The 12,059-nt window shown below is 72.2% G+C and carries 13 protein-coding genes; 8 read left to right on the top strand and 5 right to left on the bottom strand.

Features of this window, described 5'->3' with window-relative positions; all coding sequences use genetic code 11:
* The first annotated feature begins 14 nt into the window (after positions 1-14).
* From ACFC1R_RS01415 to htpX, 3 genes are all read left to right on the top strand, one after another.
* A complete protein-coding gene (locus ACFC1R_RS01415; protein ID WP_375930806.1) occupies positions 15-1,601 on the top strand; it encodes a NuoM family protein in 1,587 nt (528 codons plus the stop codon).
* Positions 1,602-1,682: 81 nt separating this feature from the next.
* Entirely contained in the window at positions 1,683-3,233 is a 1,551-nt protein-coding gene (locus ACFC1R_RS01410; RefSeq protein WP_375930918.1) for an NADH-quinone oxidoreductase subunit N, read from the top strand.
* 127 nt (positions 3,234-3,360) lie between these two features.
* Entirely contained in the window at positions 3,361-4,224 is an 864-nt protein-coding gene (gene htpX, locus ACFC1R_RS01405) for a zinc metalloprotease HtpX (RefSeq protein ID WP_375930803.1), read from the top strand.
* Between the two features lie 7 nt (positions 4,225-4,231).
* Here the strand turns inward: htpX and ACFC1R_RS01400 are convergent, their stop codons facing one another.
* From ACFC1R_RS01400 to ACFC1R_RS01380, 5 genes are all read right to left on the bottom strand, one after another.
* Complete coding sequence (locus ACFC1R_RS01400; protein ID WP_375930800.1) at positions 4,232-4,687, bottom strand: hypothetical protein; 456 nt, start codon at positions 4,685-4,687, stop codon at positions 4,232-4,234.
* Between the two features lie 111 nt (positions 4,688-4,798).
* Positions 4,799-5,167 (bottom strand): hypothetical protein, encoded by a 369-nt coding sequence (locus ACFC1R_RS01395; RefSeq protein WP_375930797.1) that lies wholly within the window; start codon positions 5,165-5,167, stop codon positions 4,799-4,801.
* A gap of 65 nt (positions 5,168-5,232) precedes the next feature.
* Entirely contained in the window at positions 5,233-5,874 is a 642-nt protein-coding gene (locus ACFC1R_RS01390) for a hypothetical protein (RefSeq protein WP_375930794.1), read from the bottom strand.
* A gap of 65 nt (positions 5,875-5,939) precedes the next feature.
* Entirely contained in the window at positions 5,940-6,515 is a 576-nt protein-coding gene (locus ACFC1R_RS01385; RefSeq protein WP_375930791.1) for a TerD family protein, read from the bottom strand.
* 264 nt (positions 6,516-6,779) lie between these two features.
* Positions 6,780-8,363, bottom strand: coding sequence for an LCP family protein (locus tag ACFC1R_RS01380; RefSeq protein WP_375930788.1), 1,584 nt, complete (start codon positions 8,361-8,363; stop codon positions 6,780-6,782).
* A 317-nt stretch (positions 8,364-8,680) separates the two neighbouring features.
* Here ACFC1R_RS01380 and ACFC1R_RS01375 point away from each other — a divergent pair, with 317 nt between their 5' ends.
* From ACFC1R_RS01375 to ACFC1R_RS01355, 5 genes are all read left to right on the top strand, one after another.
* Positions 8,681-9,088 (top strand): BlaI/MecI/CopY family transcriptional regulator, encoded by a 408-nt coding sequence (locus ACFC1R_RS01375; RefSeq protein ID WP_375930786.1) that lies wholly within the window; start codon positions 8,681-8,683, stop codon positions 9,086-9,088.
* A 353-nt stretch (positions 9,089-9,441) separates the two neighbouring features.
* Positions 9,442-9,843 (top strand): YccF domain-containing protein, encoded by a 402-nt coding sequence (locus ACFC1R_RS01370; RefSeq protein WP_375930915.1) that lies wholly within the window; start codon positions 9,442-9,444, stop codon positions 9,841-9,843.
* Between the two features lie 276 nt (positions 9,844-10,119).
* Entirely contained in the window at positions 10,120-10,323 is a 204-nt protein-coding gene (locus tag ACFC1R_RS01365; protein WP_375930783.1) for a cold-shock protein, read from the top strand.
* A gap of 250 nt (positions 10,324-10,573) precedes the next feature.
* On the top strand, positions 10,574-11,476 hold the full coding sequence (locus ACFC1R_RS01360) for a squalene/phytoene synthase family protein (protein WP_375930780.1): 903 nt from the start codon (positions 10,574-10,576) through the stop codon (positions 11,474-11,476).
* A gap of 217 nt (positions 11,477-11,693) precedes the next feature.
* A complete protein-coding gene (locus ACFC1R_RS01355; protein WP_375930777.1) occupies positions 11,694-12,056 on the top strand; it encodes a nuclear transport factor 2 family protein in 363 nt (120 codons plus the stop codon).
* The last annotated feature ends 3 nt before the right edge of the window (positions 12,057-12,059 follow it).

The following is a 12,059-nucleotide window of genomic DNA, read 5'->3' as shown; positions in this document are numbered from 1 at the left end:
CCTTGGAGCCCCCGATGAACGCAGTCCTCATCGCCCTCCTGCTGCTGCCCCTGCTCGGTGCCGTCGCCACCCTCGCGCCGCTGGGCGCCGACCCGCAGGCCGCCGACCGGCGCGCGCTGCGGCTCGGGGTGGCGGTCACCGGTGCCGTCCTGCTGCTCACCGTCGTGCTCGCGGTCGGGTTCGACCACGGCGCGCCGAGCCGGATGCAGGCCGTCACCGACCTGCGCTGGATCCCCGCCATCGGCGTCCGCCTCCACCTCGGGGTGGACGGCATCTCGCTGCCGCTGATCGTGCTCACCGCCCTGCTCACCTTCCTGTGCGCGGTGTACTCGACCAAGCGCCTGCCGGACGGGGAGGGCACCCCGAGTGCCCGCTCCTTCACCGGGCTGCTGCTGCTCCTCGAAGTCGGCATGCTGGCCACCTTCGCGGTGCTCGACCTGGTGCTGTTCTTCGTGGCCTTCGAGATCGTGCTGATCCCGATGTACTTCCTGATCGCCCGGTGGGGCAGTGGACAGCGGGTGCCCGCCGCCAACCGGTTCATCCTGTACACACTGCTCGGCTCTGCCGTGATGCTGCTCGGCTTCCTGCTGATCGGCACCGAGGCCGGCACCTTCGACATGACCGAGCTCGCCGCCGCCCACGGCAGCGGGCTCAGCCACACCACCCAGGTGATCGCCGCGCTCGCCATCGTGGCCGGCCTGGCGGTGAAGGCCCCCGCCTGGCCGCTGCACAGCTGGCTCCCGGACGCGCACACCTCGGCCCCCACCGTCGGCTCGGTGCTGCTCGCCGGCGTGCTGCTGAAGATGGGTACGTACGGCCTGGTCCGGGTCCTCCTCCCGATCGTGCCGGACGGCACCGCCACCTTCGCCCCCTACCTGGGCGCGCTGGCGGCCGTCGGCATCGTCTACGGCTCGCTGGCCTGCCTGGCGCTGGCCCGCCCGGGCGCCAAGGGCGACCTCAAGCGCCTGATCGCGTACTCCTCCGTGGGCCACATGGGCTTCGTGCTGCTGGGCATCGCCTCCCTCACCCCGGTGGGCGTCAACGGCGCGCTCTTCGCCAACATCGCCCACGGCCTGATCACCGGCCTGCTCTTCTTCCTGGTCGGCGCCGTCAAGGACCGCTACGGCACCGCGGACCTGGACACGCTGGCGGGCTCCACCGGCGCGGCCCTCTACGGCCGGGCACCACGCATCGGCGCGCTGCTCGCCTTCGCCGCCGTCGCCAGCCTCGGCCTCCCCGGGCTGGCGGGCTTCTGGGGCGAGCTGCTCGCGATGTTCGGGGCCTTCGACCCGGCCGCCGGGCTGTCGCGCCCCGCCTTCGTGACGTACATGGTGATCGCCGGACTCGGCACCCTCCTCACCGCCGGATACCTGCTGCTCGTGGTCAAGCGGGTCTGCATGGGCGACCCGTCCGCCCCGCCCGCCGGCCGGCCGACGGGGGCCGGGCAGCCCGCCGTGGTCGCCGAGATCCCCGACATCCGCCCGTACGAGGCCGTCAGCTGGAGCCCGCTCGCCGCGCTCACCCTGGTGGCAGGGCTCTGGCCCGCCCTCCTGCTCGGCCTGTCCGACCCCGCCGTCAAGCACCTCCTCGGAGGTGGCTGACCGATGCCCGGCACCCTGCTCGGCTCTCACCTCCTCCTGGGGCAGCCCGCCATGACCTCGCCCGTGCCCGTCGTGACCTCGATGGCGACCAGCACCCCGCTGGCCACCGCCGCCCCGGGCAGCTTCGTCCAGTCGATCGACTGGGTGGCCATCGCGCCCCCGCTGATCGCCGCCCTGGCCGCGCTGGGTGTGCTGCTCGCGGACCTCTTCCTCCCGGCGGACCGGAAGAGAGTGCTCGGCTGGCTCTCCGTCGGCGGACTCGCCCTCGCGCTCGTCGCACTCCTCCCACTGGCCCACGGTGACGCTCGGTCGACCTTCTGCCTGCGGAACGTAGCAGCCGCCACTGACAACGCGGCGCTGAACAGCGGGTCGTGCTCGTACGTCGCCGACCACTTCGCGCTGGCCTTCCAACTGCTGGCGCTCGGCGGCGGGCTGATCGCGGCGCTGCTCTCCGTCCACACCGTGGACGAGGAGAAACTGCCCGGCGGCGAGTACTGGTTCCTGCTGCTCAGCAGTGCCACCGGGGCCGCCCTGCTGCCCGCCTCCCGGGACCTGGCGACGTTGATCATCGCCCTGGAGGTGGCCTCGCTGCCGGCCTTCGCGCTGGTCGCCCTGCGCCGGGACGGCCGGGGTGCCGAGGCCGCGCTGAAGTTCTTCCTCTCCTCGGTCACCGCGACGGCCGTGATGCTGCTCGGCGTCAGCTTCGTCTACGCCGCCACCGGCAGCCTGCACCTGTCCGCCATCGCCGACGGCCTGACCCACGCCCCGGCGCAGCTCAGGACGCTGGCCGAGGCGGGCGCCGCGCTCACCCTGGTCGGCTTCGCCTTCAAGGTCGCTGCCGTCCCGTTCCACTTCTGGCTGCCCGACACCTACACCGGTGCGCCGGTCCCGATCGCCGGCTACCTGTCGGTGGTCGGCAAGGCGGCCGGTCTCTCCGGCCTGGCCCTGGTCACCACGATCGCCTTCCGTCCGTACGGCCACACCTGGGGCCCGGCGCTGGCCGTGCTCGCCGCGCTGACCATGACGGTGGGCAACGTGGCCGCGCTGCGCCAGCGCGGCGGCACCCCGCACAGCGCCGTCCGGCTGCTGGCCTGGTCCTCGGTCGGCCAGGCCGGTTACCTGCTGGTCCCGCTGGCCGCCGCCGGGTACTCCGACGCGGCCGAGCCGATCGGCGCCACCGTCGTGTACGCGCTGGTCTACGGGGTGGTGAACCTCGGTGCCTTCGCCGTGGTCGCCGCGGTCGGCCGCAGCGCCGGCAGCCGCCTGGACGACTACGCGGGCCTGTTCGCCCGCCGCCGCTGGACGGCGCTCGCGCTCGCCTTCTTCCTGCTCTGTCTGGCCGGGCTGCCCCCGGGCATCGTCGGTCTGTTCGGCAAGGTGGTGGTCTTCCGGGCGGCCGTGGACGCCGGTCTCGGCTGGCTGGCCGTGGTGATGGCGGTGAACGTCGTGATCGCCCTGTACTACTACCTGGTCTGGGCCGCCAAGCTGTTCGCCCCGGCGGAGCAGCCGGTCACCGACCGGCGGCTGCCGGCCCCGCTGGCGGCCACCCTGGGCCTGACCGCCGCCGTCGCGGCCGTGCTCTCGGTGGCCCCGCAGCTGGTGCTCCAGGTGGCCCAGGGCAGCCTGTTCTGAGGCGGCGCCCGGCCCGGGCGGGTGCCCGGCGGGTGCACAGGGGAACGAACTCGGCGCGTCCCGCCGTTGATCTCACCAGAGGGATGTGAACCGAAGGCTTCCCACCGCACCACTTGGAGGGCCTGCCGTGCACCGCCAGCACAACGGGTTGAGAACGGCCGCGCTGCTCGGCGGTCTGTCCGCACTGATCCTGCTGATCGGCAGCTTCTTCGGGCGTACCGGTTTCGTGCTCGCTCTGCTGGTCGCCCTCGGCACCAACGCGTACGCGTACTGGAACAGCGACAAGCTGGCCCTGCGCGCGATGCGGGCCCGCCCGGTCAGCGAGATCGAGGCGCCGCAGCTGTACCGGATCGTCCGTGAGCTCTCCACCTCGGCCCGCCAGCCGATGCCCCGCCTGTACATCTCGCCGACCCCGGCGCCGAACGCCTTCGCCACCGGCCGCAACCCGCGCAACGCCGCGGTCTGCTGCACCGACGGGATCCTGCAGCTGCTGGACGAGCGGGAGCTGCGCGGGGTGCTCGGCCACGAGCTCAGCCACGTCTACAACCGGGACATCCTGATCTCCTCGGTGGCCGGGGCGCTGGCCTCCGTGATCATGTTCCTGGTGAACTTCGCCTGGCTGATCCCGTTCGGCCGCAGCGAGGACGACGACGGGCCCGGCCTGTTCGGGATGCTCGCCATCATGATCCTGGGCCCGCTCGCCGCCACCCTGATCCAGCTCGCCGTCAGCCGCTCCCGCGAGTACCAGGCCGACGCGGACGGCGCCCGGATCACCGGCGACCCGCTCGCCCTGGCCGGCGCCCTGCGCAAGCTGGAACTGGGTACCCAGCGGCTGCCGCTGCCGCCCGAGCCGCAGCTCCAGACGGCCAGCCACATGATGATCGCCAGCCCGTTCCGCCCGGGCGAGGCCGGGGCCCGCCTGTTCTCCACCCACCCGCCGATGGCCGAGCGGATCGCCCGCCTGGAGCGGATGGGTGGCTACCACCGCTGAGCGCGGGTCAGACGTTGGAGGAGTGGTAGAGGCAGAGCGCCCAGAGGATGAAGGCGTCGATCGCGATCACCACCAGTGACCAGATCGGGTAGTACGGCAGGAAGATGAAGTTCAGCGCTAGGCCGACGGAGACCACCAGGATGGCGAGCACCCGTCCCCAGGCGGTTCCCTTGACCACGCCGAAGCCGACGGCCGCGATGACCAGGCCCCACACGATGTGGATCCAGCCCCAGGCGGTCAGGCTGAACTCGAAGGTGTAGTGCTGGGTGGTGACGTAGACACTGTCCTTGGCCACCGCGACGATGCCCTGGAGGATCCCCAGTAATCCGTTGACCAGCATCATCACCCCGGCGAACAGCACCACGCCGGTGACGATGCCCGCCTGGTCCAGCCGGTGCGGGGCCCCGGCCTGGGCGGGGGCGGGCTCCGACGGTTCGTGGATCGGACCTGAAGCCTGGGACATGGCTGCCTCCCTGCTGCTGTGGACGATTCAACAGAAATGATTCGTCCCTCATGTCCAGCGTGGGAGGCTGCCGCGACCTCGCAACTCGTCGGGCCGAAGCGGCCTGCGGCACTACCGCCGGCGGAAGATCCGCTTGAGCGCGAAAACGATGGCGACGATCAGGCCGATCGCGAAGAGGACGATCAGCAGGATCACCACGATCACCGCGACGCCGAGCTTCTTGAAGAAGCCGCCCTTCTTCTTGGTGCTCGTGCTGCCCTTGGCCTTGGCGAGCTGCCGAGTGCCCTGCTCCGCCTGGACCGGTGCCTGGACCTGGGCCTGGGCGACGGCCGCAGGGGCGGCGGCGGGTGCGGCGGCGGCCGGCGCGACGGCGGCTGCACGGGCCGTCACGGGGGCGGCCTGGGCTGCGGTCTGCTGTCCCATCAGCAGCGCGGCCAGCAGCAGAGCGGGCACGGCCCCTGCGATGCGGCGTATGTTCACGGTCGGGTCCTCCGGGTCTTTCGAGCGGTTCGGCGGGCCGGCTCCTCGACCGGCCCGGCCCGAGGCTACTGGAGCCGGAGGCGGAGGAAGGGCAGCAGTCCCCGCTCCAGCAGCGCCGTCCGCCAGGCCTCGCGGGCCTGCCTGAGCTCCTCGGAGCGGCTGCCGCCCGGCAGCGCGTCCGACTGGGCGGCGCGGCGCCGGGCGGCAGTGGCCAGCAGGCCCGAGACCCCGGCGACGACGCAGACCCCGGCGACCACGACCGCCGCCCAGCCCGCGGTGAGCAGCGAGTCGGCCAGGTGGCGCTGGGACTTGGCGAGTCCCAGCGCGTACCCGAGGAGCAGCAGGATCCCTGCGGCGGTGACGGTGAGGAGGGGGACCAGGACGGCCAGCACGCCCATCAGGCCGCCCGCCCGGTCCTGGTCGATGCCGCGGGGGTCGCCGGACCCGGTGGACCCGGTGGCATCGGAGCTGCCGCGGACCCGCAGGTACTCCAGGTACTCGTCGGCGGCGGCTGCCGCGATCTCGCCGGTTGCCGTGCGGGCGAGGAGCCGGAGCTGCTCGGTGCACAGGTGCGGGTTCCGCTGCAGCGCGTCCCGGATCTCCGGCCGGGCGAGGGCCTGCCGGAGGGTCAGTTCGAAGTCGGCCCGGTCCTGCTGGGGCAGCTGGGGCGGGTGGTTCAGCTGTGGCGGGTGGTGAAGTCGGTCCATGCGTTCCCCCGGGGTCGTGACTGGGAAGGGAGCGACCGTCGGCCTGTCCGGGCCCGCCGGTTCGCTCAGACGTTGACGCCGTAGTCGAGGGCGATGCCGCGCAGGCCGGAGGCGTAGCCCTGGCCGATGGCGCGGAACTTCCACTCGGCGCCGAGGCGGTACAGCTCGCCGAAGACCATGGCGGTCTCGGTGGAGGCGTCCTCGGTCAGGTCGTAGCGGGCGATCTCGGTGCCGGTGGCCTGGTCGACCACGCGGATGAAGGCGTTGCGGACCTGGCCGAAGTTCTGCAGCCGGGTGTCGGCGTCGTAGATGGAGACCGGGAAGACCACCTTGGCGGCCCCGGCCGGGATGGCCGTCAGGTCGACCTTGATCTGCTCGTCGTCACCGTCCCCGCCACCGGTGAGGTTGTCGCCGCTGTGCTCGACCGAACCCTCGGGGCTGCGCAGGTTGTTGAAGAAGACGAAGTGCTGGTCGCTCAGCACCCGGCCGGCCTCGTTGCAGAGCAGTGCGCTGGCGTCGAGGTCGAAGTCGGCGCCGGTGGTGGAGCGGACGTCCCAGCCGAGGCCGACGATGACGGCGGTGAGGCCGGGGGCCTCCTTGGTCAGCGAGACGTTGCCGCCCTTGGAGAGCGTGACTCCCATGATGCCCCTCCTGGAGTTCCTGGCCTCGGTCCGGCAGGGACGGACGTCGGCTGTGCTGCCGGCCGTGGTGCGGCCGGCCCGGTCAATGAATCTACATCACTGTAGATAAAGCGAGAATGCAACGAGGGGGGAATAGTTTTGCCGGAGCTTGACGGGGTGTCGGTCCGGCCGCGCGCCTGACCGTCGATCGGCTGCCGGTCCACCGTCGGCCGGTCGCCGATCAGCTGTCGATCAGCCGCCGGTCAACTGTCCACCGGTCGCCGGTCAGCCGTACGAGACGTTGCTGCACGGGTCGTCGTCGGCGGAGCGGGCCGCGCCGCTGACGCTGGTCGGCAGCGGCCCCGACGGCACGGCCGCCGCGCTCGGCCCGCCCGCGGCGGCGAAGTCCCGGCCCAGGATCAGGCTGATGCCCGAGTGGCCGACGGCCGTCAGCCGGGCGCCGGGGAAGAGCTGGGCCACCGTCTCCGCCTTGGCCTTCTCACCGGTGCCGTACTCGACGACGGTGGTGGCGTGGTCCTGGCCCGCCGCGTTCGCCTTGCCGGTGATCGTGAACTCGGCCTTCTCCAGCAGGTCGGCGGCCCTGGTGGTCAGCCCCGGCGTGGTGGTGCCGTTGTAGACGGCGACGCCGATGCCGGTCCCCTTCGCGGTGGGCTGGGCGGACGGGCTCGGCGCGGCGTCCGTGGGCGGGGCGCCGGGGGCGCTCGGGGTGCCGCTGCTCGCGTCCTGGCCGTCCAGGGTGCGGTCGGCCTTCAGTGCGGCCCAGAGCTGGTCGATGTCGGGGTGCACCAGCGCGACCCGGGCGCCGGCGTACTGCCAGGGCGCCGTGAGGAACTTGATGTCGTGCAGGTCGATGTCCTTCAGCGACATCCCGAAGGAGAGCAGCTTGCTCGCCGAACCGAGCCCCGGGTCGACGGTCAGCGACTTGGTGGCCGCGTCGGCGAGCGGGAGCAGGTTGGTCGGGTTCATGCCGTTGCCCTTGACGCTCTTGATCAGCGAGGAGAGGAACGCCTGCTGACGCTTGGTGCGCCCGATGTCGGAGCCGTCGCCGATCCCGTGCCGCAGCCGTACGTAGTCCAGCGCCTGCTGGCCGGACACCTTCTGCGGGCCCTTCGGGAATAGCAGCTTGCCCTGGTGGCCGAGGTTGGGGTCGAGGTCGCCCTCGTGCACGGCGTTCGGGAGACAGACGTCGACTCCGCCGACCGCGCTGGTCATGGCCGCGAAGCCCTGGAAGTTGACGACTATGGTGTGGTCCACCCGCAGGCCGGTCAGCTTCTCGACGGTGTTCTGGGTGCAGGCCGGGTTGCCCTGGTCGCTGTCGCCGACCGAGAAGGCGCTGTTGAACATGGAGTTGGACTGCGGTGCGGTCCACTTCCCGTCCGCCTTGCACGGGGGGATGTCCACCAGCGAGTCGCGCGGGATCGAGACGCCCACCGCGTGCTTGTGGTCGGCGTAGACGTGCAGCAGGATCGTGGTGTCCGAGCGAGCCCCGCCCTCGGCGCCGCCGCCGAGGTCCTTGTTGGCGCCGTCGCGGGAGTCGGAGCCGATCAGCAGCAGGTTCACCGGGGTGTTGCCGTTGGCGTCCGGGCCGACCGCGGCCGGACGGTCGGCGCTGAGGCCGCCGCCGTCGAAGGTGTTGATGTTGGCGTTCAGCTTGTAGTAGATCCCGGCCGCCGCGAGGACCGCCAGCGACGCCGTCGCCGCACCCGCCCAGAGGACGATCTCCTTCTTGCTGCGCCGCCGCTTCGGGCCGCGCCCGGGCCGCGCCGCTTCGGGTATGGAGGGCTCGGCGGAGCGTTCCTCGGGTGCCGGACGGCTGCGTCGAGGTGTACGCGATTCCGGGGCGGTCATGCGCGCAACCTTTCACGGCGGGAGGAGGGAGGGGTCTCGCCGGTGCGGGGCGGACGCGGCGGTCTGGCCGCCGCGACGCGTGGATGAGAGGGGGCGGGCGAGCACGACGACGGGCCGCCCGGGTCATCTTCTACAGTGGTGTAGAAGACCAGCGAAGCATACAAAGTCAACACGGCGAAGTCACCCCTGCCGGTTCCACCCGGAACCGGACCGGGGCAGCCCTCCGCACCGGCCGTCGGTCCGGGTCCGCTCAGTAGGATGAACACCGCGCCCCGGCCCGGCGGGGTGGCAGCAGCTGAGGGAGAGGTCGCGTCGCCATGGACGAGGAGCTGAACGCACCGGCGAGGGACCCCCGGGTGCGCCGCCGGGGGCAGGGTGAGCTGGAGGCCCAGGTGCTCGCCGTCCTGCAGGGCTCGCCGGAGCCGGTGACCGCGGGCTGGGTCCAGGAGCGCCTCGACGGAGGTCTCGCCTACACCACGGTGATGACCATCCTCTCCCGCCTGCACGCCAAGAACGCCGTCTCCCGCACCCGGGCCGGCCGTTCCTACCTCTGGCTCGCCTCCTCCGGCCCGGCCGGGCTCGCCGCACTGCGGATGCGCAGGGTCCTCGATAGTGAGGACGACCGTGACGCGGTGCTGGCCAGCTTCGTCAGCGCCCTCCTCCCGCACGACGAGGACCTGCTGAGGGCTCTGCTCGACAGCGCGTCGGACGACGGCGAGAGCTGAGCGGGGCGAGCCGCCCGCCCTCGCGCCCAGGCGCCCGCCGCCGGAGTCCCCTGCCGGTGTCGGACGTTGACGGTCCGCCGGCGCCTCCGGGGTGGCTCGCCGACGGTCGACCGGAACACGGGCGGCGCGGTGACCGGTGTCCTGTCACGGGCCGTCGGCGAGGTTCGGCTGCTCCGCCGCGTCCGCCCCGCGCCCCGGCTGCCCGGTCGACTGCCGGAGGAGCCCAGGAGCCCAGGAGCCCAGGGGTCGGTGGTCGCCGAGCTCCGGGCGGACGGTGCCTGCGGGCGTCCCACGCGCGCGTCGCGTGCCCGCTCGTCCGGTTCGGCGGGGCGCCGCGTGGGAAACTGGTGGGTGTGAAGCTGATCGAATTCGTACTCAACGTCCTCTGGCTGATCTTCTGCGGAATCTGGATGGCCATCGGCTACGCCCTCGCCGGGATCATCTGTTGCGTGCTGATCATCACCATTCCGTTCGGTATCGCAAGCTTCCGCATCGCCGGGTACGTCCTGTGGCCGTTCGGGCGGACGACGGTGGAGCGGTCCGATGCCGGGGCGGGGTCGTTCGTCGGCAACGTGATCTGGTTCATCTTCGCGGGCTGGTGGCTGGCTCTGGCGCACATCGCGACCAGCATCCCGCTGTTCCTGTCGATCATCGGGATCCCGTTCGGTTGGGCGAACCTGAAGATGATCCCGATCTCGCTGATGCCGCTGGGCCGCGAGGTCGTCACGACGGACGAGCGGTTCGGCGGGCGCTGAGGCGGCGCGGCACGCCGGGCGGTGCCCCCGCCCGGCCCCGGGGCGCCGGGGTCGAGAATTTTTCGATCCGAACGCCGTTTTTCCTCGCCGGAGGGATTTGCGTGCTACTCTGGCAAAAGTTGCAGTTTTGGTTCCCGTGAAATTATGTGCGCCTGTGGCTTCATTCCGCGGCGCATTTTCTTATTTTCGAGTCCGGATTTCTCCGGGCGGGTGATCAGGGCGACGACGCTTCGTTCCGCACAGTGCGGGGCGCTTGACTCACCCAAGGAGAATTCCATGGCCACGGGCACCGTGAAGTGGTTCAATGCCGAAAAGGGTTTCGGTTTCATCGCGCAGGACGGCGGCGGCGCCGACGTCTTCGCCCACTACTCCAACATCGCCGCGCAGGGTTTCCGCGAGCTCGTCGAGGGCCAGCAGGTCCAGTTCGACGTCACGCAGGGCCAGAAGGGCCTGCAGGCCGAGAACATCGTCATCATCTGACCTGACGTCGATGTGCGCGGCCGCCTGTGCCGCACCCCGTGGGGCCCGCAGCCGAGCTGCGGGCCCCACGGGCTTTTCCCCGCCGTACGGCTCTCCCGCGCCGGGCGTCCTCCGTGCGCCGACGGTCCCGCTGGGGCCGGCCGGCGGCGGGCCGCGGCCCGAGCGGGGCCCGCAGAGGCCGCCCGGGGGCCTCGGCGCGGTTCGGTACGGTGAGGACGCCCCCCGTTCTGCCGAAGGAGAAGACCCCGCCGTGCCCACCTGGCGCCGTACCCTGACCGCCGCCGGAATCACCGAGGCGCCGGTGCGCTCGGCCTACACCGCCGCCGCCCGGCGGGTGCTGCGGCGGGAGCAGGCCCCGTACCTGGCGCTGCGGTTGCTGGCGGACCCCGCACTGGTGCCGTACCTGGCGGCCGGGCTGGCGTTCATGAACCTGGTGGACGACGTGGCCGAGCGCGGCTCGGTCGAGCAGCGGGCGGCAGGTCTGGGGGAGTTGAGTGCCCGGACGTCCGAGGCGCTGTCGTCCGGGCGCAGCACGGATCCGGTGCTGTCGGCCTACGCGCACGCGGTGGCCGCCCGGCGCCTGCCGGCCTCGTGGGTGTCGGCGTTCCTGGACGGGGCGGCCGGTGTCGAGGCGGCCTTCACCGGCTTCGACACGGACCGCGACTACCAGGCCTACCTGGACGACTACGCCTGCCCCGGTCTGCTGGTCTTCGCCGGACTGCAGTACGAGGGCGGGCCGGATGCGCGGGCCGCGGCCGGCTGGCGGCGGTTCGTGGACGCGGCGCAGCGGGTGGACTTCCTGGCCGACCTGGCCGGGGACCTGCGGGACGGTCGGCTGTGCATCCCGCGCGACCGGTTGGACCGGCACGGGGTCACGCGCGCTCAGCTGGAGCGGGGAGCCGACGGCCCGGAGGTACGGGCGCTGCTCGCCGAGCTGTGCGGGCAGGCGGGCGCCGCGCTCGACGGGGCCAGGGACGTGGTCGAGCTCAGCGTGCCGGGTCTGCGGCCGGTGGCGCGGGCGATGGTGGAGCTGATGGAGTGCCAGTTGCGGTCGGTCGAGCGCGCGGGGGCGCGGGCGCTCCGGCGGGACGTCGGGTACGGCGTGGTGGCGCCGCTGCGGGTGCTGACGCGGGCGCGGCGGTCTTCCCGGTAGGCGGGGACTTCACGGGGACGGGAGCGGGAGCGGGTACCGGGCCGGGCAGGATGCCGCGAGCGGCGCAGCAGGCGACGCGGACGCCGCAATCCATAATCAGAAGTGCTGGTAGGCAGAAGATCCAGCTGTTGGACGTATGGTTGCTCGGGGTGGAGAGTGGTGGTGCGGCGGGCCGGAAGGCAGGCGCCGCAAGGGAACCGACGGGGAAGGACGTCTCATGACCGACACCGCTGTGCAGGTGGCCGCCGCCTACTTCGAGGCCTGGCGGACGAAGGACTTCGCCGCTCTGCGGGAACTGCTCGCCGACGACGTGACCTTCGAGGGCCCGCTCGGCCGGGCGGCCGGCGCGGACGAGTGTCTGAAGGGCCTGGAGGGGATGGGGCGGCTGGCGCAGGACCTCGTGGTCCAGCGGATGGCTGGTGCCGGCACGGACGTACTGACCTGGTTCGACCTGCACACCAACGTGACGGACCCGTTCCCGGTGACCAACTGGAGCCGGGTGGAGAACGGCCGGATCACCCGGGTCCGGGCCACCTTCGACCCGCGTGCGCTGCTGGCCGCACTGGAGCCGCGCGACTGACCT

The sequence above is a fragment of the Kitasatospora sp. NPDC056138 genome (assembly GCF_042264695.1).
In the GTDB taxonomy this organism is placed as follows: domain Bacteria; phylum Actinomycetota; class Actinomycetes; order Streptomycetales; family Streptomycetaceae; genus Kitasatospora.
The sequence above is the reverse complement of the archived record's forward strand: the minus strand, read 5'-3'. Positions and strand labels throughout refer to the sequence as shown.

Excerpts from the sequence above, each read along its gene's own strand:
- ACFC1R_RS01415 (WP_375930806.1), top strand. The coding sequence starts at position 15 with ATGAACGCAGTCCTCATCGCCCTCCTGCTGCTGCCCCTGCTCGGTGCC.
- ACFC1R_RS01410 (WP_375930918.1), top strand. The coding sequence starts at position 1,683 with ATGGCGACCAGCACCCCGCTGGCCACCGCCGCCCCGGGCAGCTTCGTC.
- ACFC1R_RS01400 (WP_375930800.1), bottom strand. The coding sequence starts at position 4,687 with ATGTCCCAGGCTTCAGGTCCGATCCACGAACCGTCGGAGCCCGCCCCC.
- ACFC1R_RS01390 (WP_375930794.1), bottom strand. The coding sequence starts at position 5,874 with ATGGACCGACTTCACCACCCGCCACAGCTGAACCACCCGCCCCAGCTG.
- ACFC1R_RS01385 (WP_375930791.1), bottom strand. The coding sequence starts at position 6,515 with ATGGGAGTCACGCTCTCCAAGGGCGGCAACGTCTCGCTGACCAAGGAG.
- ACFC1R_RS01380 (WP_375930788.1), bottom strand. The coding sequence starts at position 8,363 with ATGACCGCCCCGGAATCGCGTACACCTCGACGCAGCCGTCCGGCACCC.
- ACFC1R_RS01375 (WP_375930786.1), top strand. The coding sequence starts at position 8,681 with ATGGACGAGGAGCTGAACGCACCGGCGAGGGACCCCCGGGTGCGCCGC.
- ACFC1R_RS01365 (WP_375930783.1), top strand. The coding sequence starts at position 10,120 with ATGGCCACGGGCACCGTGAAGTGGTTCAATGCCGAAAAGGGTTTCGGT.
- ACFC1R_RS01355 (WP_375930777.1), top strand. The coding sequence starts at position 11,694 with ATGACCGACACCGCTGTGCAGGTGGCCGCCGCCTACTTCGAGGCCTGG.